Raw genomic sequence first — 19,492 nt, forward strand, 5'->3', positions numbered from 1 at the left:
AAATCATGACTGCAATTGAACTCAAAACCCCGGCGGTCAGCCGTAAATTCTGGTCCGGCATGACGCTGTTGGTACTGGCGCTGGTGCTGGCCCCGGTTGTGGCGACCCAACTGGGCGGTAACTACTGGGTGCGGGTGATCGACTTCGCCCTGCTCTACATCATGCTCGCGCTGGGGCTGAACATTGTGGTGGGCTACACCGGCCTGCTGGATATGGGCTTTATCGCCTTTTATGCCGTCGGTGCCTATCTGGCAGCGCTGCTGGCCTCACCACATCTGCTGGAGGTGTTCCCGATCCTCAGCGTCTGGTTCCCGGATGGGCTACACACCTCGTATCTGCTGATTATCCCCATAGCGGCGCTGGTCGCGGCGGTGTGCGGCATTCTGCTCGGTGCCCCTACGCTGAAACTGCGCGGCGACTACCTGGCGATTGTGACCCTCGGTTTCGGGGAGATCATCCGCATCCTGATGCGCAACCTCGACCGCCCGGTGAACATCACCAACGGCGCAAAGGGTATCTCCGGGGTCGATACCCTCAACCTGTTCGGACTCAAGTTTAGCGGCGTTTACCACTGGTTTGGCGTCAAAGTCCCGGCGCTGTGGCTGTGGTACTACCTGCTGATGCTGATGATTGTGGCGATCATTTTTGTCTGCCTGCGCCTGCAGCACTCGCGCATTGGTCGGGCGTGGCATGCCATTCGTGAAGACGAAGACGTGGCCCGGGCGATGGGCATCAACGTGCGTAACTTTAAGCTGCTGGCCTTTGCGATGGGCGCCTCCTTTGGCGGCATCGCCGGGGCGCTGTTTGGGGCCTTCCAGGGCTTTGTCTCGCCAGAATCCTTCACCCTGCAGGAGTCGATTGCGGTGCTGGCGATGGTGGTGCTCGGCGGGATGGGTCATATCCCGGGGGTGATCCTCGGTGCGGTGCTGCTGACCGCTCTGCCGGAACTGCTGCGCAGCCAGGCGGCGCCGGTGCAGCAGGCGCTGTTCGGCACGGTGCTGGTCGACCCGGAAATTCTGCGTCAGCTGTTCTACGGCCTGGCGCTGGTGCTGGTGATGCTGGTTCGCCCGTCGGGCATCTGGCCGGTACGCCACAAGGAGGTGAAAGCATGAGCCTGTTAACCGTGCGCAATATGTCCAAACGCTTTGGCGGCCTGACGGCGGTTGATAACGTCTCGCTGTCGATTAACCCCGGCGAGATCTACGGCCTGATCGGCCCCAACGGCGCAGGAAAAACCACCTGTTTTAACCTGATTACCGGCCTGTATCCGGCGGACAGCGGTGAATTTGCGATTGCCGATCGGCCTTACTCGCCAAAACAGATCGAGAAAGTGACGGCGGCAGGCATCGCCCGCACATTCCAGAACGTGCGGCTGTTTAATGAGATGTCGGTACTGGAAAACGTAATGGTCGGACGCCACGTGCGTACCCGTAACGGGCTGTGGGCGGCGCTGACCCGGCATAAACGTGCCCGCGCTGAAGAAGTCGACACCCGTGAGCAGGCCTGGCACTGGCTGGAGTACACCGGGATCGCCAAATTTGCCCACTATCGCGCCTGCGATCTGGCTTACGGCCATCAGCGTCGGCTGGAGATTGCCCGCGCGCTGGCGACCGATCCGCTGCTGCTGGCGCTGGATGAGCCCGCCGCCGGGATGAACGCCGCCGAGAAAGTGGCCCTGGGCGAGCTGCTGACCCGCATGCGCGACGACGGCAAAACCCTGCTGATGATTGAGCACGACGTCAAGCTGGTGATGGGCATCTGCGATCGCCTGACGGTGCTGGACTACGGCAAAACCCTGGCCTGCGGCACGCCGGATAGCGTGCGGCGCGACCCGGCGGTGATCGCCGCCTGGCTTGGAGGCAACAAGCATGTCTGAATTACTGAAGGTTGAACGGCTGGATGTGCATTACGGTGGCATTCAGGCGGTGCGCGGCGTCTCTTTCACTCTGCACGAGGGCGAACAGGCGACGCTGATTGGCGCTAACGGCGCGGGCAAAAGCTCCACCGTGCGGGCCATTACCGGGCTGGAGCGCTTTGGCGGCAATATCGAATTTAACGGCCAGCCGGTGCGCAAGCGTAAAGCCGAAGCGCTGCTGCGCGACGGTCTGGTGATGGTGCCAGAGGGTCGGGGGATCTTCGCCCGTATGACGGTGCTGGAGAATTTACAAATGGGGGCCTGGCTACGGCGTGACACTGTCACCGTGAAGCAGGAGATGGCAGAGATATTTGACCGTTTTCCGCGCCTCGCCGAGCGTCAGCACCAGCTTGCCGGGCTGCTCTCCGGCGGCGAACAGCAGCTTTTGGCGCTGAACCGCGCCCTGCTCAGCCGCCCGCGCCTGCTGATCCTTGACGAACCGTCGATGGGGCTGGCACCCAAAATGGTTGAGAACATTTTTGCAACGATCGCCGGGCTGCGCGATCGCGGCGTGGCCCTGCTGCTGATCGAACAAAACGCCCGGCTGGCGCTGGATGTCACCGACAAAGCCTGGGTAATGGACAGCGGCGGCATCGTCCATCACGGCGAGTCGAAAGCGCTGCTTGCCGATGATCAGATCGCACAGATTTATTTGGGCGAAATGCCCGTTTAACACACCACCAACATCAGGGAATAACAATGAAAACAGCAAAAATCAGTGCGCTCAGCGCCGCCATTCTGCTCGGAAGTTTTGCCGCACCGGGTGCCTGGGCTGCCGACAGCGAAACCGTGGTTATCGGTCTGGCCGGACCACTGACCGGGCCGTCTGCCCGTATCGGTAAAGATCTGGAGAACGGTGCCCAGCTGGCGATTGACGACATCAATAAACAGCATCCGACCATCGGCGGCAAAGCGGTGACCTTCAAGCTGCAGTCGGAAGATGACCAGTCGGATCCGCGCACGGCGGTAGCCGTAGCCCAGCGTCTGGTCGACAGCAATGTGGCAGGCGTGGTCGGCCACTGGAACACCGGCACCAGCATCCCGGCGGCGCGCGTCTATCACGACGCAGGTATCGCTCAGGTCGCCCCGGTGGCAACCGGTCACGGCTACACCAAACAGGGTTTTGACACCAGCTTCCGCGTGATGGGCCATGACGATGACGGCGGCCAGTTTGCCGGGGAATACGCGGTCAAGACCCTGAAAGCAACGCGCATCGCGGTGATCGACGACCGTACCGCCTTCGGCCAGGGGCTGGCGGATGAATTTATTAAATCGCTGGAAGCCCAGGGCGTGAAAATTGTCGACCGGCAGTACGTGGACGACAAAACCGTCGACTTTAGCGCCGTGCTGACCGCCATCCGCAGTAAAAAAGCGGATCTGATCTTCTTCGGCGGCGTGGACAGCCAGGCGGCACCGCTGGCGCGACGCATCAAACAGCTGGGGATGGACGCCACCCTGATGGGCGCAGGCGGCTTTGTCAGCCAGACCTTCCTGCAGCTGGCGCAGAAAGAAGGTGACGGCGTCGTGGCGCTGGAGCCGGGCCTGCCGGTGGATCAGATGCCGGGCGGAAAAGCCTTCGAGCAGGCGTATCAGTCCCGCTATCACACTCATATCGAACTGCACGCCCCATTCGCCTATGACGCCACCCGCGTGCTGGTTGCAGCGATGGAAAAAGCCGACTCGGTCGATCCGGCGAAATACCTGCCTGCCCTGCGCGCCATCAGCTATTCCGGCGTCACCGGACAGATTGCGTTCGATAAAGAGGGCAATCTGAAAGCACCATCCTTTACCGTTTACAAAGTGGTCGAGGGCAAATGGCAGCCGCAAACCGTGCTCGGCGGCGCACAACCGAAGTAACGCAGTGAGGCAATGTGATGAGTGATAATAACGAGCTGGGCATTCTCGCCCGCCGCAAAATTGAAGCAGAAATTATTAAGCCAATTTATGAAATCCTGGTGCGCGAGATTGGGAAAACCCGCGCCCAGGCGGTCATTGGCGAAGCCATTGAACAGGCGGCAATTGATGCCGGACAGCATTTTGCCCGCCAGGAGCCGAACGGCGCGGACGTGAAGAGCTTTATCGCCCTGCAGTATCTGTGGGAGAAGGATAACGCCCTCGACGTCAAAGTGATCGACGCTGACGACCAGCAGTACAACTACAACGTCACCCGCTGCCGCTACGCCGAGATGTATCACGAGATGGGGCTGGGCGAGATCGGCCACCTGCTCTCCTGCGCTCGCGACGAGAAGTTTATCGTCGGCTACGCCCCGGACGTGGAGCTGACGCGCACCACCACCATCATGCAGGGTGGCGCATGCTGCGACTTCCGCTACCGTAGCACCAAGGACAAAGCATGATTCGTGTTAACGCAGCGCGGCTATGGTCGACGCTGGAGATGATGGCGCAGATCGGAGGCACCCCCGCCGGGGGTGTTACCCGTCTGGCACTGAGCGACGAAGATCGGATTGCCCGCAACCTGCTGCGCGACTGGGCGCAGGAGGCCGGCTTCAACTGCGACGTCGACAGCATGGGCAATATGTTTATCCGCCGCGCCGGAAAAAACCCCACGCTGGCCCCGGTGATCACCGGCTCGCACGTGGATTCTCAGCCGCTCGGCGGCAATTACGACGGGATCTACGGCGTGATGGCCGGGCTGGAGCTGCTGCGCACGCTGAACGACAATCAGCTTGAAACCGAGCGCGATATCGTGCTGATAAACTGGACCAACGAAGAAGGCGCGCGCTTTGCCCCGGCGATGCTGGCTTCCGGGGTCTGGACCGGGCAGTTCAGTGAGGAATATGCCCACGCGCGGGCCGACCGGGACGGCATCAACGTCGGCGAGGCGCTGGACGCGATCGGCTATCGCGGGGAGCATCCTGCCCGCGCCTTCCCGATTCACGCCTGCTATGAGCTGCACATCGAACAGGGGCCGATTCTGGAAGATGACGCCATTGATATCGGGCTGGTACGCGCGGCGATGGGCCAGCGCTGGTTTACGATCACCCTGGACGGCTTTGCGGCGCACGCGGGTACCACCCCCATGCACAGCCGCCGCGACGCACTTACTGCATTTGCCGAACTGGCGCTGAAGGTAGAAGCCATTGGCTATCAGCACGTGCCCGACGGTCGGGCGACCATCGGTATGGCGAACGTTACGCCGAATTCCCGCAACGTGGTCCCCTCCCGGGTGGTCTGCAGCGTAGAGTTCCGCCATCCGCAAATCGAGGCGCTGGACGCGATGGAAGCCGCGCTGTATCAGGCGGCGAAGCATATTGCGGCGCGCGGGGTGAATGCCGACGTCGAGCGGATCTTCGATTACGCGCCCATTGCTTTTGATGCCGCCTGCCTGGCACGCAGCGAAGAAGCGGTGGCGGCACTGGGCTACTCGGCCATACCGATGGTTTCCGGCGCCGGGCACGATACCTGTTACGTGAGCAAAATCGCCCCGGCCAGCATGATCTTTATTCCGTGCGAGAAAGGCATCAGCCACAACGAAGCCGAACGTATCCTCCCGGAATGGTCAGAGAAAGGCGCGAACGTGTTGTTGCACAGTGTGTTGAATGCTGCGCAGGAAAATTAAGTCTCGTGAAACTTTGTTGCACTCAACCCGTAACCTTGACTATAGTAACCATTACGGGTTGCAAGGTTAAGGAATGACCATGGAGATCTATTTAACGCCTGAATTTGAGGCGGAACGCAGGGAGGCACGCATCAGTAACGCCGTTTTGTGTAAGGCCGCTAACGCGATTATTTCTGGCCTTCATGGCGACCATTTAGGCAAATACACCTATAAAAAACGGCTTGCTCTGCCTGCTGTCAGTCCACGAGATGGGGCGCGGGCAATCGTATTTTTTCATGATGGTACAACGGTTTATTTTTTTGATATGTATCTGAAAAGTCATCTTTCTAAAAAGAAAGGAAAGTAACTTGAAGATGATGAAATCGATGCTTATTGCAGAATCGCAGAAGATTTTATCGCGCTGAAGCCAGCCCAGATAAAACGCCTGCTGGATGAAAAAGAACTGATAGAGGTAACTTGTGATGACTGAACGGCTAAAACGTATTCAGGGCATGGCACAGCGTTACAACAAATTAGGTGTTGTGAAAGATGAGACGGTGGCATCCATAGATGCCGCGATCCACGCCCGTGATATCCCGGCGGTCAGGGAGATGAGCGGCGGGCTGATTAAAGAAGTTCGGATACGCTACAACCTGTCTCAGTCGGTTCTGGCGATGATAACCGGTATGTCTGTTGAGAGCGTGTCGAAATGGGAGCGAAATGAAAGCAAACCCAACAAAGCCGCACTACGGATCATCAATATTATTGATGCCAAAGGACCGGAAGTATTCATGATTTAATTTGTCATTCGTACAAAAAAAGCCGCGCAAGCGGCTTTTTCATTCAAGGTAACACAGGTTTAGCTTTGCTTTACGCGGGCCAGACTGAACCAAATCCCCATCGCCAGTAGCAGCAACATCCCCCCAGCACTGCCCAACGCCACGCTGTGTGAGGTAATAAACGCAGCCTTCGCCGCGTCAATCACCTGCTCTGCCAGTGACGGCGAGAGCCCCTGCGCCACTTTCACCGCTTCACCGATCGAGGACGACGCATGTTCCACTAGTGTGGCGTTCAGCCCCACGGGTAGTTCGATTGACGCCGAAAAACTGCGCGTTAGCAGCAAACCAAAGATAGCGATCCCAAGTCCTGCCCCAAGCTCGTAAGACATGGTTTCAATCGCCCCGGCGGCAGCCGCTTTTTCTTTTGGTGCCGCCGCCATAATGGCCGCCGTTGACGCCAGTAAAGCACTGGCCGCACTAAAACCAAGCAGCACCATCAATGCCCACGCGGTGTATTGTTGGGTGCTGAAATCAAGCTGAGATAAACCTAGGAAGCTGATAGCGCTCAGCCCCATCCCACCCGTAGCCACAATGCGTAACCCCAGCCGTCCCACCAGCACACCGGCAATCGGGCCGCTAAAGCCGCTGGCGACCATCACCGGCAGCATAAACATCCCCGCCTCGAACGGTGTAAAGCCGTGAACGAACTGCAGTTCCTGCGCCATCAACAGCTCAAAGCCCACCAGCGCGATCATCGCCGTCATCGCCATTACCACGCCGCTCAGGATAATGGGATGGCAGAACAGGCGCATATCGATCATCGGGGTTTTCGCGCCCAGCTGAATCCGCACAAAAGTCAGGAGCAGCACTGCCCCGGTGAGTAAGGTCATCGCCACCAGCCACGGAGACATTGTCCCTTTCAGCGCGGTTTTGGCGCTGAAGACCAGCAGTAAAATCGCCACGATCAACATCAGCGCATGGTTGATATTCAGCGGTTGCTCCCGCCGCCCTGGCTGCGCAGGCACAAAGCGGGCCGCCAGAGTAACCACCAGCAGCACAATCGGCACGTTGATCAAAAACACCGATCCCCAGTAGAAATGCTCCAGCAGCAGACCACCAATCAACGGGCCAAACGCGGCGCCACCGGACCCAACCGCCGCCCACACGCCAAGGGCAATATTACGGTGTCTCGCTTCGACGAACAGCGTGCGAATACCCGCCAGCGTTGCCGGGATGATCATTGCCGCACCAATGGCCAGCGATGCCCGCGCCGCAATCAACCAGCCTGCCGTTGGCGCAAAAGCCGCCGCCAGCGACGACAGGCCAAACAAAATACTGCCCAGCATGAGCAACCGTTTAAATCCGATCCGGTCCCCGAGGGCACCCATCGGCAGCACCATACCCGCCATTACCAGCGAATAAATATCGATGATCCACAGTAATTCGTTACCGCTTGCGCCTAACGTCATGCTCAATGTCGGCGCGGCGACGTGCAGCACCGTGGCGTCGATCGCCACCGGGATATACACCAGCACGATAATCACTAATGCTAACCACTGACGAAACATAAAATCCCTTCTGTTACAAAACCTGGACACATGTCCAGAATGCGATCCTACGGAAAGTTGAACGCATGTCCAGCTTTTTGTTACACTCGTTGACCCCGGGTTGAGAGTGATAAAAATGAGCTATCTGAGCAAGGAACAACGGCGAGAAGCGATCCTGCAGGCTGCCATGCGCGTGGCGTTGAGTGAAGGATTTACCAACATGACCGTCAGACGCATCGCCAGTGAAGCGCAAGTGGCGGCAGGCCAGGTGCATCACCACTTTGCCTCTGCCGGGGAGCTGAAATCGCAGGCCTTTGTCCGGCTGATCCGCGCCCTGCTGGATGCAGAAGTGGTGGCTGAAAACGCCAGCTGGCGCGAGCGTCTGCACGCCATGCTCGGCAGCGATGACGGCAGCTTTGAGCCCTACGTCCGGCTGTGGCGAGAAGCTCAACTGTTAGCCACCCGCGATGCCGAGATAAAAAGCGCCTACGTGCTGACCATGGAAATGTGGCATCAGGAAACGGTGGCAATTATTCGCGCCGGAGCCGCAGCGCAGGCATTTACCCTGAAAGATCGCGCCGAAAATATCGCCTGGCGTTTAATTGGGTTGGTCTGCGGACTAGACGGTTTTTACGTACTAAATATGCCGGACATGGACGATACCGCGTTTAATCAGCACCTTGACACTTTAATTGGCCTCGAACTGTATTAACCCTTATTGGTTATAAATAGATAACTGTTACGATTAGTAACACATTAAGCGCACCCACATCTCCCTTCTAAACTCAGGGGTTCGCTTTTTTATCTATCCTTTCAGAAGCATCCGAAACACATCCTATAATCTCTCATCAGAAGATCATGCATCTGCCTGATTGTATTTCTCTTTCTGCCATTTACGGATAAGCAAGAGGGTAATATGTCACAACATGAGAAGAATAATCATTATCTTTTAAAAGAGTGGAAGCCGGAAAATAAAGCGTTTTGGGAAAATAAAGGCAAGCATATTGCGCGACGAAACTTAGTAATCTCCGTGGCCTGCCTGCTTCTGGCATTTTGCGTATGGATGTTATTTAGCGCAGTTGCGGTGAATCTGAATAAAGTGGGATTTAATTTCACGACCGATCAGCTGTTTATGTTAACTGCCCTGCCGTCGCTCTCCGGTGCCATATTACGCGTTCCCTGGTCCTTTATGGTGCCGATATTTGGCGGTCGCTACTGGACGGTGATCAGCACCGTTATTCTGATTATCCCCTGCGTGTGGCTGGGCATCGCGGTGCAGAACACCGCCACGCCATACACGGTCTTTATCATCATCGCCCTGCTGTGCGGTTTTGCCGGGGCCAACTTCGCCTCCAGCATGGGCAATATCAGCTTCTTCTTCCCGAAAGCCAGACAAGGCAGCGCGCTGGGGATAAACGGCGGGCTGGGTAATCTGGGCGTCAGCGTGATGCAGATGGTGGCCCCGGTGGTAATCTTCCTGCCGATATTCACCTTCCTCGGCGTTCACGGTGTGCCGCAGGAAGATGGCTCGACCCTGTCGCTGGCGAACGCTGCCTGGGTCTGGGCCCCGCTGCTGCTGCTGGCAACCCTTGCCGCCTTTTTCGGCATGAACGATATCGCCAGCGCCAAAGCGACTATCGCCAGCCAACTGCCGGTGCTGAAACGCCTGCATCTGTGGCTGCTGAGCCTGCTTTATCTGGCAACCTTCGGCTCGTTTATCGGCTTTTCTGCCGGGTTCGCGATGCTGTCGAAAACCCAGTTCCCGGATGTCAACATCCTGCATCTCGCCTTCTTTGGCCCGCTGCTCGGCGCGCTGGCACGATCCGCCGGAGGGGTTATTTCCGATAAGCTCGGCGGCGTGCGCGTGACACTTATCAACTTCGTCTTTATGGCGGTCTTCACCGCCCTGCTGTTCCTCACCCTGCCGGGCTCCGGCTCCGGCAACTTTACCGCGTTCTTCCTGGTGTTTATGGGGCTGTTCCTCACCGCCGGGCTGGGCAGCGGATCGACCTTCCAGATGATTGCGGTCATCTTCCGGCAAATCACCATCTACAGAGTGAAACTGCACGGCGGCAGCGACGAGCAGGCGCAGAAAGAGGCCGTCTCGGATACCGCCGCGGCGCTGGGCTTTATCTCAGCGATTGGCGCCGTCGGCGGGTTCTTCATCCCCAAAGCCTTCGGGACCTCGCTGGCGATGACCGGCTCGCCAGTGGGTGCAATGAAAGTCTTCCTGGTGTTCTACATCGCCTGCGTGTTTATCACCTGGCTGGTGTATGGCCGCCGTCAAAAACACGTCAAACCATAACGATGTTATTCACTTTTTTGTGAGCAGTGTAACCGCGGGGGCAGGCGTCGCCCCGTCAGGAGATACGTCATGAGTAAATTGTTGGATCGTTTCCGCTATTTTAAACAAAAAGGCGACACCTTCGCCGACGGGCACGGCCAGGTGATGCACAGTAATCGCGACTGGGAGGACAGCTATCGTCAACGCTGGCAGTTCGATAAAATTGTGCGATCCACCCACGGGGTAAACTGTACCGGCTCCTGTAGCTGGAAAATTTACGTCAAGAATGGTCTGGTGACGTGGGAAACGCAGCAGACCGACTATCCCCGCACCCGCCCCGACCTGCCGAATCACGAACCGCGCGGCTGCCCGCGTGGGGCAAGCTACTCCTGGTATCTGTACAGCGCCAACCGTCTGAAGTACCCGCTGGCGCGTAAAAAGCTGATTGAGCTGTGGCGCGAGGCGCTGGGCCAGCACAGCGATCCGGTAAACGCATGGAATGCGATCATGAGCGACCCGCAAAAGACCCTCAGCTACAAGCAGGCCCGCGGACACGGCGGGTTTATCCGCTCCAGCTGGAAAGAGCTGAACCAGCTGATCGCCGCCGCCAACGTCTGGACGATTAAACACTACGGCCCGGATCGCGTGGCGGGCTTCTCACCGATCCCGGCGATGTCGATGGTCTCTTACGCCGCCGGAACGCGCTATCTCTCCCTGCTCGGCGGCACCTGCCTGAGCTTCTACGACTGGTACTGCGACCTGCCGCCCGCCTCGCCGATGACCTGGGGTGAACAGACTGACGTCCCGGAATCCGCCGACTGGTACAACTCCAGCTATATCATTGCCTGGGGCTCAAACGTGCCGCAGACCCGCACCCCGGATGCCCACTTCTTTACCGAGGTCCGTTACAAAGGCACCAAAACCATCGCCATTACCCCCGACTTCTCGGAAGTTGCCAAACTCAGCGACCAGTGGCTGGCCCCGAAACAAGGCACCGACAGCGCTCTGGCCATGGCCATGGGCCATGTGATCCTCAAAGAGTTCCACCTCGATAACCCGAGCGACTACTTCCTCAACTACTGCCGCCGCTACACGGACATGCCTATGCTGGTGATGCTGGACGCGCGCGAGGACGGTAGCCTTGTCCCCGGCCGGATGTTGCGCGCCTCTGACCTCGCGGACGGGCTGGGCGAAGGCAATAATCCGGAGTGGAAAACGGTCGCCTTCAATAGCGCGGGCGATCTGGTGGTGCCCAACGGCTCTATCGGTTTCCGCTGGGGCGAAAAAGGCAAATGGAACCTGGAAGCGCTGGCGGCGGGCCAGGAGACCGATCTGACCCTGTCCCTGCTGGGTACCCACAGCGAGGTGGCCAACGTCGCCTTCCCGTACTTTGGCGGTAACGAAAATCCGCATTTTCGCAGCGTGAAACAGGACCCGGTGCTTGTCCGCAAGGTGCCGGCCAAAACCCTCACCCTGGTTGATGGCAGCCAGATGCGGGTGGCCAGCGTGTATGACCTGGTGCTGGCGAACTACGGCCTCGACCGCGGGCTGGAGGATATCAACGCGGCCAAAGATTACGCCGAAGTGAAAGCCTACACTCCGGCCTGGGGGGAGCAGATCACCGGCGTCCCGCGTCGTCATATCGAGCAGATTGCCCGCGAGTTCGCCGACACCGCCCATAAGACACATGGCCGGTCGATGATTATCCTCGGTGCAGGAGTCAACCACTGGTATCACATGGACATGAACTACCGGGGGATGATCAACATGCTGGTGTTCTGCGGCTGCGTCGGTAAGAGCGGCGGCGGCTGGTCGCACTATGTCGGCCAGGAGAAGCTGCGGCCGCAAACCGGCTGGCTGCCGCTGGCCTTCGCCCTGGACTGGAACCGTCCGCCGCGCCAGATGAACAGCACTTCGTATTTCTACAACCATGCCAGCCAGTGGCGTTATGAAAAACTCACCGCTCAGGAACTGCTCTCCCCGCTGGCAGACGCCTCGAAGTTCACCGGGCACCTGATTGACTTTAACGTCCGCGCCGAGCGCATGGGCTGGCTGCCGTCCGCCCCGCAGCTGAACCTCAATCCGCTGCATATCAAAGCCCAGGCAGAAGCGGTTGGGATGTCACCCCAGGAGTACACCGCCCAGGCGCTGAAGTCCGGTGATATCCGCATGGCCTGCGAGCAGCCCGACAGCGGCAAAAACCACCCGCGCAACCTGTTCGTCTGGCGCTCTAACCTGCTGGGCTCCTCCGGCAAGGGTCACGAGTACATGCTCAAGTACCTGTTGGGTACCGAAAGCGGCATTCAGGGCGAGGATCTGGGCTCCACCGATGACGTGAAGCCCGAAGAGGTGGAGTGGCAAACCGCCGCCATCGAGGGCAAGCTGGATCTGCTGGTGACCCTCGACTTCCGCATGTCCAGCACCTGCCTGTTCTCAGACATCGTGTTGCCGACCGCCACCTGGTACGAAAAAGACGACATGAATACCTCGGATATGCATCCGTTTATTCATCCGCTCTCTGCCGCCGTCGACCCGGCGTGGGAATCACGCAGCGACTGGGATATCTACAAAGGCCTCGCCAAAGTCTTCTCGGAGGTGTGCGTGGGCCATCTGGGTAACGAAACCGACGTGGTATTGCAACCCCTGCAGCATGACTCCCCGGCTGAGCTGTCGCAACCATTCGACATTGCCGACTGGCGCAAAGGCGAGTGCGACCTGATCCCCGGTAAAACCGCGCCCAACATCGCCGTGGTAGAACGTAACTACCCGGAAACTTACGAACGCTTCACCGCCCTCGGCCCGCTGCTGGATAAGCTCGGCAACGGCGGCAAAGGCATCTCGTGGAATACCCAGGAGGAGGTCGATTTCCTCGGCAAGCTGAATTACGTCAAGCTCGACGGCCCGGCGAAAGGCCGTCCGTGCATTGAGACGGCGATTGACGCCTCGGAGGTGATCCTCGCCCTGGCGCCCGAAACCAACGGCCACGTGGCGGTAAAAGCCTGGGAGGCCCTCAGCGAATTTACCGGACGCGAGCACAGCCACCTGGCGCTGAACAAGGAAGACGAGAAAATTCGCTTCCGCGATATCCAGGCCCAGCCGCGCAAAATCATCTCCAGCCCGACCTGGTCCGGCATCGAGAGCGAGCATGTCTCCTACAACGCCGGGTACACCAACGTCCACGAGCTGATCCCGTGGCGCACGCTGTCCGGGCGTCAGCAGCTGTATCAGGATCACCAGTGGATGCGCGCCTTCGGCGAGAGCCTGGTGGCCTACCGTCCGCCGATTGATACCCGCAGCGTGACGCACATGCGCGAGATCCCGCCGAACGGCTTCCCGGAAAAAGCGCTTAACTTCCTGACGCCGCACCAGAAATGGGGCATTCACTCCACCTACAGTGAAAACCTGCTGATGCAGACCCTGTCGCGCGGGGGGCCGATTGTGTGGATCAGCGAAACCGATGCCAGAGAGTTGGGCATCGAAGATAACGACTGGATCGAGTGTTTCAACGCTAACGGGGCCTTAACCGCCCGCGCAGTGGTCAGCCAGCGCGTGCCGCCGGGAATGACCATGATGTATCACGCCCAGGAACGCATTCTGAACATTCCGGGTTCCGAAGTGACCGGACGACGCGGCGGGATCCACAACTCGGTGACCCGCGTCTGCCCAAAACCAACGCACATGATCGGCGGCTACGCCCAGCTGGCGTACAGCTTCAACTACTACGGTACGGTGGGCTCGAACCGCGACGAGTTCATCATGATCCGCAAAATGAAAAACATTAACTGGCTGGATGGCGAAGGTCGGGATCAGGTTCAGGAGGCGAAAAAATGAAAATACGCTCACAGGTTGGAATGGTACTGAATCTCGACAAATGCATCGGCTGCCACACCTGCTCGGTCACCTGTAAAAACGTCTGGACCGGGCGCGAAGGGATGGAGTACGCCTGGTTTAACAACGTCGAAACCAAGCCGGGCATCGGTTATCCGAAGAACTGGGAAGACCAGGAGCAGTGGCAAGGCGGCTGGATCCGCGGTATTTCGGGCAAGCTGACCCCGCGTCTGGGCGGCAAGCTGGGTGTGCTGTCAAAAATCTTCGCTAACCCGGTGATGCCGCAGATCGACGACTATTACGAACCCTTCACCTTCGATTATCAGGATCTGCACCGCGCCCCGGAGGGGGATCATCTGCCCACTGCCCGCCCGCGCTCGCTGATTGACGGCAAGCGGATGGATAAAATCAAATGGGGGCCGAACTGGGAAGAGCTGCTCGGCGGCGAGTTCGAGAAACGCGCCCGGGATCGTAACTTCGACAAGATGCAGAAGGAGATGTACGGCCAGTTCGAAAACACCTTCATGATGTACCTTCCGCGTCTGTGCGAACACTGCCTGAACCCAAGCTGCGTGGCGACCTGCCCGAGTGGCGCCATCTACAAGCGTGAAGAAGACGGCATTGTGCTTATCGATCAGGACAAATGCCGCGGCTGGCGTTTGTGCATCAGCGGCTGTCCGTACAAAAAAATCTACTTCAACTGGAAGAGCGGCAAATCAGAAAAATGCATCTTCTGCTATCCGCGCATTGAATCCGGCCAGCCGACGGTGTGCTCAGAAACCTGCGTAGGGCGCATTCGCTACCTCGGCGTGCTGCTGTACGACGCGGATCGCATTGAAGAAGCGGCCAGCACCGAACATGAAACCGATCTGTATGAACGCCAGTGCGACGTGTTCCTCAACCCGCACGACCCGGCGGTCATTGAAGAGGCGTTCAAACAAGGCATTCCGCAGAACGTAATCGAAGCGGCTCAGCGCTCGCCGGTCTACAAAATGGCGATGGACTGGAAGCTGGCCCTGCCGCTGCACCCGGAATACCGTACCCTGCCGATGGTGTGGTACGTACCGCCACTGTCGCCGATCCAGTCCTACGCCGACGCAGGCGGCCTGCCGCAGACCGACAGCATCCTGCCGGCGGTGGAAAGCCTGCGTATTCCGGTGCAGTACCTGGCAAACATGCTCAGTGCGGGCGATACCGGCCCGGTGCTGCGCGCCCTGAAGCGCATGATGGCAATGCGCCACTATAAACGTTCCCAGACCGTCGAGGGGGTCACTGACACCCGGGCCATTGAAGAGGTCGGCTTAAGCGTCGAGCAGGTGGAAGAGATGTACCGCTATCTCGCTATCGCCAACTACGAAGACCGCTTTGTGATCCCGACCAGCCACCGGGAGATGGCCCGCGACGCCTTCCCGGAGAAAAACGGCTGCGGCTTTACCTTCGGTGACGGCTGCCACGGCTCCGACACCAAATTCAACCTGTTCAACAGCAGCCGCATCGACGCCATTAACATTACCGAGGTGCGTGAACACGGGGAGGGAGAGTAATGCAGATCCTCAAAATTATCGCCCTGCTGATTGAGTATCCGGACGATGCGCTGTGGGAGAGTCGCGACGAGGCGATCGCCCTGGTGGCGCAGGATGCACCTATGCTGCTGCCGTTCGCGCAGCAGTACCTTAACGCCCCGCTGCTCGACCGGCAGGCATCGTGGTGCGAGGTGTTCGAGCGGGGGCGCGCCACCTCGCTGCTGCTGTTCGAACACGTTCATGCAGAATCACGGGATCGTGGCCAGGCGATGGTCGATCTGATGAACCAGTACGAGCAGGCCGGATTGCAACTCGACTGCCGTGAGTTGCCGGACCATCTGCCGCTGTATCTGGAATACTTAAGCATACTGCCCGAGACGCAGGCGCGGGAGGGATTGCAGAATGTCGCGCCAATCCTGGCGCTGATTGGCGGGCGCTTAAAACAGCGCGAGGTGGCGCATCATCAGCTGTTCGACGCCCTGCTCACCTTTGCGGGCAGCAAGCTATCAAGTGACAGCGTCACGCAGCAGGTGGCGGGTGAAAAACGTGACGACACCCGGCAGGCGCTGGATGCAGTCTGGGAAGAGGAACAGGTGAAATTTATCGAAGATAACGCCACGGCCTGCGACAGCTCGCCGATGCAACACTATCAACGACGCTTTAGCCAGGACGTGGCACCTCAGTATGTCGACGTCAGTGCCGGAGGCCCAAAATGACACACCATCTGAATGTCTTTTTCTTCGATATTTATCCCTACATCTGCGCCGCGGTCTTTTTCCTCGGCAGTTGGCTACGCTACGACTACGGCCAGTACACCTGGCGGGCCTCTTCCAGTCAACTGCTGGACAAGCGCGGCATGAACTGGGGCTCTAACCTGTTTCACATCGGCATTCTGGGCATTTTCTTTGGTCACCTGTTCGGGATGCTGACCCCGCACTGGATGTACGCCTGGTTCCTGCCGATGGCGTTAAAACAGCAGTTGGCGATGATTGCAGGCGGTATTTGCGGCGTACTGACGCTGATTGGCGGCTCAATGCTGTTGTACCGCCGCCTGTTCAACCAGCGGGTGCGTGCAACCTCCACCACCCCCGACATCATCATCATGAGTATTTTGCTGACCCAGTGCGTTCTTGGCCTGTCGACGATCCCTTTCTCAGCGCAATATCCTGACGGCAGCGAAATGCTGAAGCTGGTCGGCTGGGCGCAGGGGATCGTCACCTTCAGCGGTGGATCGTCGGAAATGCTGAACGGGGTGGCGTTTATTTTCCGCGTTCATCTGGTGCTGGGGATGACCATTTTCCTTATCTTCCCGTTTACCCGCCTGGTGCACGTCTGGAGCGCCCCGCTGGAGTACCTCACCCGCCGGTATCAGCTGGTACGGTCCCGGCGTTAAGTCTGGCACCTTTTCCCCGGTGACGCTGCGCTCACCGGGCCCATAACACTTTGCTTCATGTATCGACAATGTTGACACGCCAAAACCTCACACTCTATAATGGATAAACAATGTATATCCATCTGGAGTGTTTTTTATGCCGCAAGTCACCGTTAAAAAATGGGGAAACAGTCCTTCTGTTCGGCTGCCCGTTGCCGTTATGCGTGAGGCCGACCTGGACGTTGACGATGTGGTGAATATCAACGTTGACGATGAAGGACGCATTATTTTGACGCCTGTCAGAAAGGACGAACCCTCGCTCGAATCACTGTTATCCGCCATCACGGATGACAATCTGCATCACGACATCTCATTTGGGGAACCGCAAGGTAAGGAGCTGCTGTAATGGACTACATTCCGGAGGCTGGCGATATCGTCTGGCTAGAGTTTGACCCGCAATCAGGACATGAACAGGCAGGACATCGTCCTGCCCTGGTTATCTCTCCCGCCACTTATAACGGGCGTACGGGCTTAATGCTCTGCTGCCCGCTAACGTCGCAAATAAAAGGCTATCCCTTCGAAGTTTCGATCGGCGGTGCCCGTCGCAATGTCGCCCTTGCCGATCAGATTAAAAGCCTCGACTGGCAGACGCGCCATGCAGTGAAAAAGGGAACGGCAACCGCCGAGGAACTGAATGCCGTGAGAATGCGGGCAAAGGTGCTAATCGGTTAACAGAAAGGGGGCTATCGCCCCTCCCCACTTTATTTCCCTGCCTGCGGATGGGTATCAAACCCGGCCATTACCGCCGTCAGTTCCACCAGCGAAAAGCCGTGCTTCGCATCATCAACCCCCAGTCCGAAACGCTCCTGCATCACCTGATACAGCGCCGTCGCATCCGCCAGGTTAACTTGCTCGACGACATGCCCCTCCTGCCAGTGGGTAAAATGCAGGTTGGTGAGGGTCAGTTTGCCGCCATCCGGCAGATGACGACACATCAGCAGATGATGACGAAAATGCGACTGCGGCCAGTGCGCGGACCAGAAATTGCCCATCACATAATCCGTTTGATACTGGGTGATCAGGTCAAAGTGATACATCGATTGCCAGTGCTGGTGATGACGAAACTGCAGTACCCAGTCATCGCCGTCGTTGATCAGCCGGTACTCCCCGTGCGGCGTAGTTTGTTCCACGTCAGCCAGCAGACGGATTGGCGCGGTGAGCGTCTGGCCGCCAAAGCCGACGTCGGCAATCCACTGTTCGCCGTTAAGTTCAACCAGCAGCAGGCGATGGGTGCGCGGCGGCATCTGCGGCGGATTGGCCAGCACCACCCGCCCCAGCAGGCTGCGCACAGTAAAACCCACCTCACGCAGCACCCGTTCGAACAGACCGTTCTGCTCGAAGCAGTAGCCACCGCGTCGGGCGGTAACCAGCTTGTCGACCACAGATTGATCGTCAAGCTGGATCTCGCGCGGCAGCACCACGTCGATATTCTCAAACGGGATGGCGCTGTTATGCTGCAAATGCAGCCCCCGCAGGGTGTCGATATCCACAGCCGTGGTCTGCTGCCAGCCGATGCGGGCGAAATACGCGGTCAAAAACGGGGTCATGGTGGGCTCCTTTTACAATTCTCCCTTGTTTATAAACTATATTTCGCATGCCACTGTGACAAAAGTGCTTTTTATCCGCGCGTGGAGCGCTGCATGATCCCGAGCGCCGTCAGCATCAGTATCAGCCCGGTCAGCAGCGTCAGCGTCGCCATCGCCATCCCCTGTCCGACAGAACCCTGCTCAAACTGCCGCCAGATAAACACCGACACCGTCTGCGTCCCCGCCGGGGCCAGCAGCAGCGAGGTCACCAGCTCCCGCGAGGCAATGGCGAACACCATTAACATCGCCGCCAGCATCGCAGGCGAAACCAGCGGCAACACAATGAAACGCAGCGCCTGCAAAGCGGATGCGCCATGCACCCGCGCGGCGGGCTCCAGATTGCCGCCAAGCTGGCGCAGGGCGCTGCCGACGTAACGTACCGGCCACGGCAGCAGCAGACAGCAGTACGACAGCAGCAAAATGGCCCAGCTGTTATACGGCGATATCGGCCAGAACGGGCGGTTCCATAGCAGGATCAGCCCCACGCCCACCACCACACCGGGCAAGGCGGCAGGCATTAGCGACAGCGCATCCAGCAGGCCACGCCCTTTTATCTTCTGCACCACCACCAGCCAGGCGGCCAGCAGCCCGAGCACCCCGGTAATACAGGCCGCACTCAGCGCCAACGACAAGCTGGTGCCGAGCGCCGACAAAGCATCCCCCTGCTGGCTGAACAGCGCCGCATAGTGGTTGGCCGTTAGATTCCCGAGCGTCACCCCACCGGACAAAGTACCCAGCACCCCCGACAGCGCCATCGACGCCCCGGGCAGCACCACGGCGATCCCACCGACCAGCGCCATCACCAGCACCATCGGCCAGGTAAACACCCCGGCACTGGCACCCATATTCTCGGTGGGTTTACCGGTAATGCTGGTGACGTCGTGATTGCCGGTAAGCTTTTTCTGCAGCCACCAGGCGCTCAGGGCAATCGTTACCAGCACCACCGACAGCATTGACGCCCCGGAGAGGTCAATCGGCCAGTCGGCGAGCTTTTTCTCGATATCGGTGGTCAGCATCAGCACACCCGCACGGCTGCCCA

At 58.7% G+C, this 19,492-nt stretch carries 19 protein-coding genes; 16 read left to right on the top strand and 3 right to left on the bottom strand.

Annotated elements, in window-relative coordinates:
• Window positions 1-5: 5 nt before the first annotated feature.
• The 8 genes from ACRDD5_RS03415 to ACRDD5_RS03450 all read left to right on the top strand — a co-directional run bounded on the left by ACRDD5_RS03415 (window position 6) and on the right by ACRDD5_RS03450 (window position 6,274).
• Window positions 6-1,112, top strand: a complete 1,107-nt coding sequence (locus ACRDD5_RS03415; RefSeq protein WP_271280596.1) for a branched-chain amino acid ABC transporter permease — start codon at window positions 6-8, stop codon at window positions 1,110-1,112.
• Window positions 1,109-1,876, top strand: coding sequence for an ABC transporter ATP-binding protein (locus ACRDD5_RS03420; RefSeq protein WP_271280597.1), 768 nt, complete (start codon window positions 1,109-1,111; stop codon window positions 1,874-1,876). Before ACRDD5_RS03415 ends, ACRDD5_RS03420 begins: the two co-directional genes overlap by 4 nt.
• Window positions 1,869-2,588, top strand: a complete 720-nt coding sequence (locus ACRDD5_RS03425; protein WP_438675931.1) for an ABC transporter ATP-binding protein — start codon at window positions 1,869-1,871, stop codon at window positions 2,586-2,588. The genes ACRDD5_RS03420 and ACRDD5_RS03425 overlap by 8 nt, the downstream gene beginning before the upstream one ends.
• Window positions 2,589-2,614: 26 nt before the next feature.
• A complete protein-coding gene (locus tag ACRDD5_RS03430; RefSeq protein WP_271280599.1) occupies window positions 2,615-3,772 on the top strand; it encodes a branched-chain amino acid ABC transporter substrate-binding protein in 1,158 nt (385 codons plus the stop codon).
• Window positions 3,773-3,789: 17 nt separating this feature from the next.
• A complete protein-coding gene (locus tag ACRDD5_RS03435) occupies window positions 3,790-4,272 on the top strand; it encodes an L-2-amino-thiazoline-4-carboxylic acid hydrolase (protein ID WP_438675932.1) in 483 nt (160 codons plus the stop codon).
• The gene (locus ACRDD5_RS03440; protein ID WP_438675933.1) at window positions 4,269-5,495 is read left to right on the top strand and encodes a Zn-dependent hydrolase; all 1,227 of its coding nucleotides are present in this window, start codon (window positions 4,269-4,271) and stop codon (window positions 5,493-5,495) included. Before ACRDD5_RS03435 ends, ACRDD5_RS03440 begins: the two co-directional genes overlap by 4 nt.
• A gap of 79 nt (window positions 5,496-5,574) precedes the next feature.
• Window positions 5,575-5,841, top strand: coding sequence for a type II toxin-antitoxin system RelE/ParE family toxin (locus tag ACRDD5_RS03445; protein ID WP_438675934.1), 267 nt, complete (start codon window positions 5,575-5,577; stop codon window positions 5,839-5,841).
• A 115-nt stretch (window positions 5,842-5,956) separates the two neighbouring features.
• Complete coding sequence (locus ACRDD5_RS03450; protein ID WP_438675935.1) at window positions 5,957-6,274, top strand: helix-turn-helix domain-containing protein; 318 nt, start codon at window positions 5,957-5,959, stop codon at window positions 6,272-6,274.
• Window positions 6,275-6,333: 59 nt separating this feature from the next.
• Here ACRDD5_RS03450 and ACRDD5_RS03455 read toward each other — a convergent pair whose 3' ends face one another.
• On the bottom strand, window positions 6,334-7,821 hold the full coding sequence (locus ACRDD5_RS03455; RefSeq protein WP_438675936.1) for an MFS transporter: 1,488 nt from the start codon (window positions 7,819-7,821) through the stop codon (window positions 6,334-6,336).
• A 115-nt stretch (window positions 7,822-7,936) separates the two neighbouring features.
• Between ACRDD5_RS03455 and ACRDD5_RS03460 the strand changes: the two genes are divergently transcribed.
• From ACRDD5_RS03460 to mazF, 8 genes are all read left to right on the top strand, one after another.
• Entirely contained in the window at window positions 7,937-8,512 is a 576-nt protein-coding gene (locus ACRDD5_RS03460; RefSeq protein WP_438675937.1) for a TetR family transcriptional regulator, read from the top strand.
• A gap of 204 nt (window positions 8,513-8,716) precedes the next feature.
• On the top strand, window positions 8,717-10,105 hold the full coding sequence (locus tag ACRDD5_RS03465) for a NarK family nitrate/nitrite MFS transporter (RefSeq protein WP_438675938.1): 1,389 nt from the start codon (window positions 8,717-8,719) through the stop codon (window positions 10,103-10,105).
• 69 nt (window positions 10,106-10,174) lie between these two features.
• Entirely contained in the window at window positions 10,175-13,915 is a 3,741-nt protein-coding gene (locus tag ACRDD5_RS03470; protein ID WP_438675939.1) for a nitrate reductase subunit alpha, read from the top strand.
• Window positions 13,912-15,456, top strand: coding sequence for a nitrate reductase subunit beta (gene narH, locus ACRDD5_RS03475; protein ID WP_271280609.1), 1,545 nt, complete (start codon window positions 13,912-13,914; stop codon window positions 15,454-15,456). The genes ACRDD5_RS03470 and narH overlap by 4 nt, the downstream gene beginning before the upstream one ends.
• The gene (gene narW / locus ACRDD5_RS03480) at window positions 15,456-16,151 is read left to right on the top strand and encodes a nitrate reductase molybdenum cofactor assembly chaperone (protein WP_438675940.1); all 696 of its coding nucleotides are present in this window, start codon (window positions 15,456-15,458) and stop codon (window positions 16,149-16,151) included. Before narH ends, narW begins: the two co-directional genes overlap by 1 nt.
• Entirely contained in the window at window positions 16,148-16,828 is a 681-nt protein-coding gene (gene narI, locus ACRDD5_RS03485; RefSeq protein ID WP_271280611.1) for a respiratory nitrate reductase subunit gamma, read from the top strand. The genes narW and narI overlap by 4 nt, the downstream gene beginning before the upstream one ends.
• Before the next feature lie 136 nt (window positions 16,829-16,964).
• Window positions 16,965-17,213, top strand: coding sequence for an AbrB/MazE/SpoVT family DNA-binding domain-containing protein (locus tag ACRDD5_RS03490; protein ID WP_271280612.1), 249 nt, complete (start codon window positions 16,965-16,967; stop codon window positions 17,211-17,213).
• The gene (mazF, locus tag ACRDD5_RS03495) at window positions 17,213-17,539 is read left to right on the top strand and encodes an endoribonuclease MazF (RefSeq protein ID WP_438675941.1); all 327 of its coding nucleotides are present in this window, start codon (window positions 17,213-17,215) and stop codon (window positions 17,537-17,539) included. Before ACRDD5_RS03490 ends, mazF begins: the two co-directional genes overlap by 1 nt.
• A 29-nt stretch (window positions 17,540-17,568) precedes the next feature.
• On the opposite strand, the gene nhoA is transcribed toward mazF, so the two are convergent.
• Together nhoA and ACRDD5_RS03505 are read right to left on the bottom strand one after the other, a co-directional pair.
• Window positions 17,569-18,414, bottom strand: a complete 846-nt coding sequence (nhoA, locus tag ACRDD5_RS03500) for an N-hydroxyarylamine O-acetyltransferase (protein ID WP_438675942.1) — start codon at window positions 18,412-18,414, stop codon at window positions 17,569-17,571.
• Between the two features lie 71 nt (window positions 18,415-18,485).
• Window positions 18,486-19,492, bottom strand: a 1,007-nt coding sequence (locus ACRDD5_RS03505) for an ABC transporter permease (RefSeq protein ID WP_438675943.1), incomplete at its 5' end; no start/stop codon positions are given.

Origin of the sequence: Silvania sp. (assembly GCF_051656365.1) — a bacterium.
Classification (GTDB): Bacteria; Pseudomonadota; Gammaproteobacteria; order Enterobacterales; family Enterobacteriaceae; genus Enterobacter; species Enterobacter hatchlandensis.

Excerpts from the sequence above, each read along its gene's own strand:
- ACRDD5_RS03425 (WP_438675931.1), top strand. The coding sequence starts at position 1,869 with ATGTCTGAATTACTGAAGGTTGAACGGCTGGATGTGCATTACGGTGGC.
- narW (WP_438675940.1), top strand. The coding sequence starts at position 15,456 with ATGCAGATCCTCAAAATTATCGCCCTGCTGATTGAGTATCCGGACGAT.
- ACRDD5_RS03470 (WP_438675939.1), top strand. The coding sequence starts at position 10,175 with ATGAGTAAATTGTTGGATCGTTTCCGCTATTTTAAACAAAAAGGCGAC.
- ACRDD5_RS03455 (WP_438675936.1), bottom strand. The coding sequence starts at position 7,821 with ATGTTTCGTCAGTGGTTAGCATTAGTGATTATCGTGCTGGTGTATATC.
- narI (WP_271280611.1), top strand. The coding sequence starts at position 16,148 with ATGACACACCATCTGAATGTCTTTTTCTTCGATATTTATCCCTACATC.
- ACRDD5_RS03445 (WP_438675934.1), top strand. The coding sequence starts at position 5,575 with ATGGAGATCTATTTAACGCCTGAATTTGAGGCGGAACGCAGGGAGGCA.
- ACRDD5_RS03450 (WP_438675935.1), top strand. The coding sequence starts at position 5,957 with ATGACTGAACGGCTAAAACGTATTCAGGGCATGGCACAGCGTTACAAC.
- nhoA (WP_438675942.1), bottom strand. The coding sequence starts at position 18,414 with ATGACCCCGTTTTTGACCGCGTATTTCGCCCGCATCGGCTGGCAGCAG.
- mazF (WP_438675941.1), top strand. The coding sequence starts at position 17,213 with ATGGACTACATTCCGGAGGCTGGCGATATCGTCTGGCTAGAGTTTGAC.
- narH (WP_271280609.1), top strand. The coding sequence starts at position 13,912 with ATGAAAATACGCTCACAGGTTGGAATGGTACTGAATCTCGACAAATGC.
- ACRDD5_RS03435 (WP_438675932.1), top strand. The coding sequence starts at position 3,790 with ATGAGTGATAATAACGAGCTGGGCATTCTCGCCCGCCGCAAAATTGAA.
- ACRDD5_RS03460 (WP_438675937.1), top strand. The coding sequence starts at position 7,937 with ATGAGCTATCTGAGCAAGGAACAACGGCGAGAAGCGATCCTGCAGGCT.
- ACRDD5_RS03440 (WP_438675933.1), top strand. The coding sequence starts at position 4,269 with ATGATTCGTGTTAACGCAGCGCGGCTATGGTCGACGCTGGAGATGATG.
- ACRDD5_RS03465 (WP_438675938.1), top strand. The coding sequence starts at position 8,717 with ATGTCACAACATGAGAAGAATAATCATTATCTTTTAAAAGAGTGGAAG.
- ACRDD5_RS03420 (WP_271280597.1), top strand. The coding sequence starts at position 1,109 with ATGAGCCTGTTAACCGTGCGCAATATGTCCAAACGCTTTGGCGGCCTG.
- ACRDD5_RS03415 (WP_271280596.1), top strand. The coding sequence starts at position 6 with ATGACTGCAATTGAACTCAAAACCCCGGCGGTCAGCCGTAAATTCTGG.
- ACRDD5_RS03430 (WP_271280599.1), top strand. The coding sequence starts at position 2,615 with ATGAAAACAGCAAAAATCAGTGCGCTCAGCGCCGCCATTCTGCTCGGA.
- ACRDD5_RS03490 (WP_271280612.1), top strand. The coding sequence starts at position 16,965 with ATGCCGCAAGTCACCGTTAAAAAATGGGGAAACAGTCCTTCTGTTCGG.